Raw genomic sequence first — 2,496 nt, 5'->3', positions numbered from 1 at the left:
TGTTGATTGTCACTGAGAACTGACCCGGTAGCCCCATAAATTGTCACTGAGAATTGACCCATGTGAACACACTTCCCCGACGGTTTTGGTTGGGGGGATTTGGAGTGATCGACATGGGATTTTTGAGTGTCATTCGACGCTGGGCATTGCGTGACAAAATGCCAATCAGGGAGATTGCCCGGCGGACGGGTTTGTCTCGGAACACGGTAAAGAAGTATCTGCGTGAAGGTGCGGTGGAACCGCAGTTCAAGACGCCTAAGCGTCCAAGCAAGCTGGATCCCTATGCGGATCGGCTGTCAGCCTGGCTTTTAATTCAGACGCGGAAGTCACGCAAAGAGCGGCGGACAGTGAAGCACATGCATGCTGATCTGGTGAAGCTGGGATATGATGGCTCCTATGAACGCGTAGCAGCTTTCGCCCGGGCATGGCGTGAAGATCGGCATCGAGCGGAACAGACGACGGGGCGCGGCACCTACGTGCCTTTGGTGTTCGCGCCCGGCGAAGCCTTCCAATTCGACTGGAGCGAGGACTGGGCCAACATCGGCGGTGAGCGCGTCAAACTTCAGGTCGCTCATATCAAACTGTCACACAGCCGCGCTTTCTTGGTTCGGGCCTACCCGCTGCAAACGCACGAGATGCTGTTTGACGCCCACTGGCATGCATTCCGCGTGTTCGGCGGTGTGCCTGGCCGCGGGATCTATGACAATATGAAGACCGCCGTTGATCGTGTGGGCAGAGGCAAGCAGCGGGATGTCATTGCACGCTTCAAAGCGATGGCCAGCCACTACGTGTTTGAGCCCGAGTTCTGCAATCCGGCAGCCGGTTGGGAGAAAGGCCAGGTTGAGAAGAATGTGCAGGATGCCCGTAACCGCATGTGGCAGGTCATGCCGGTCTTTGCCGATCTGGCAGAGCTGAACCAATGGCTTGAAGACCGCTGTATCGCCCTTTGGACAGAGACACCGCACAAGGCTTTGCCGGGGTCCATCGCTGACGTGTGGGAGGCCGAGAAGCCCACGTTGATGGCACTGCCACCGGCATTCGATGGCTTTATCGAACATAGTAAGCGTGTGTCACCCACATGCCTGATCACGTTCGAACGCAATCGCTACAGCGTTCCCGCCAGCTTTGCGAACCGCCGTGTCAGTTTGCATGTCTATCCCGAACGGCTGGTCGTGGTCGCTGAAGGGCAAACGGTTTGCAAGCATGCGCGGATCATCGAGCGGTCTCATCGAAAGCCCGGCAAGGTCATCTATGACTGGCGCCACTATCTCGCTGTTATCCAACGCAAACCGGGCGCACTTCGGAATGGTGCGCCGTTCACGGAGATGCCGGATGCCTTCCGTCAATTGCAGGATCACATGCTGCGTAAAGAAGGCGGTGACCGAGAGATGGTCGACATTCTGTCTCTGGTCCTTCAGCACAACGAAGAGGACGTTTTGTGCGCAGTGGAGTTGGCACTTGAAGCGGGCGTCCCCACCAAGACGCACATCCTGAACCTGTTGCACCGATTGATCGACCGCAGACCGACAGATCACCCCGAGGTCGATCCGCCGGACGCACTGGCATTGCAGACAACGCCAGAGGCCAACGTCGATCGCTATGACGGGTTGCGACGGACTGAGGAGAAGCGCCATGCGTCATGACCCAGCAGGAGCCTCTATCGTGATCATGCTACGCAGTCTCAAGCTGTACGGCATGGCAAATGCGATTGAAGACTTGGTCGCCCAGGGTGCGCCAGCGTTCGAAGCTGCCACACCAATGCTGTCGCAGCTGCTCAAGGCCGAGATCGCCGAACGCGAGGTACGGTCCATCGCCTACCACACGAAGGTTGCCCGCTTCCCCGCATACAAGGATCTGACGGGCTTCGACTTTGCATCGAGTGAGATCAACGAAGCGACAGTGCGGCAGCTACACCGATGCGAGTTTATCGAAGCGGTCGAGAATGTCGTTTTGATCGGCGGTCCCGGAACGGGCAAGAGCCACACCGCCACAGCAATCGGCGTCCAGGCCATCGAACATTACCGGCGTAAGGTGCGCTTCTTCTCGACCGTGGAATTGGTCAACGCGCTGGAGCAGGAGAAGGCACTTGGTAAGGCAGGGAAACTGGCTGAGACGCTGACGAAGGTCGACTTGGTCATTTTGGACGAACTCGGCTACCTGCCGTTCAGCTCATCTGGCGGGGCGCTGCTCTTCCACCTGCTCAGCAAACTCTACGAGCGCACCAGCGTCATCATCACCACAAACCTCAGCTTCTCAGAATGGGCGCAGGTCTTCGGGGATGCAAAGATGACAACCGCGCTCCTCGATAGGCTGACCCACCGCTGCCACATCCTCGAAACCGGAAACGACAGCTACCGCTTCAAGGCCAGCGCTGAGGCTGCAAAGAAAACACGAAAGGAGGCCAAAACATTGACCGCGTCATAAACCACGACGCATAACTGAGGGTGGGTCAAATCTCGGTGAAAATACCGGGTCAGTTCTCAGTGACAATCAACA

2 protein-coding genes are annotated in these 2,496 nt (G+C 57.4%); both read left to right on the top strand.

The features are described from left to right. Positions 1-113 precede the first annotated feature (113 nt). The gene (gene istA, locus ACGYK4_RS17240) at positions 114-1,643 is read left to right on the top strand and encodes an IS21 family transposase (RefSeq protein WP_394457537.1); all 1,530 of its coding nucleotides are present in this window, start codon (positions 114-116) and stop codon (positions 1,641-1,643) included. Further along, entirely contained in the window at positions 1,633-2,424 is a 792-nt protein-coding gene (istB, locus tag ACGYK4_RS17235) for an IS21-like element helper ATPase IstB (protein WP_093744151.1), read from the top strand. Before istA ends, istB begins: the two co-directional genes overlap by 11 nt. The last annotated feature ends 72 nt before the right edge of the window (positions 2,425-2,496 follow it).

This window comes from Sulfitobacter sp. 1A13368 (assembly GCF_043557275.1).
Classification (GTDB): Bacteria; Pseudomonadota; Alphaproteobacteria; order Rhodobacterales; family Rhodobacteraceae; genus Sulfitobacter; species Sulfitobacter faviae.
This window is presented reverse-complemented; position numbering and strand designations above follow the sequence as displayed.

Coding starts and splice junctions, on each gene's coding strand:
- istA (WP_394457537.1), top strand. CDS start 114: ATGGGATTTTTGAGTGTCATTCGACGCTGGGCATTGCGTGACAAAATG.
- istB (WP_093744151.1), top strand. CDS start 1,633: ATGCGTCATGACCCAGCAGGAGCCTCTATCGTGATCATGCTACGCAGT.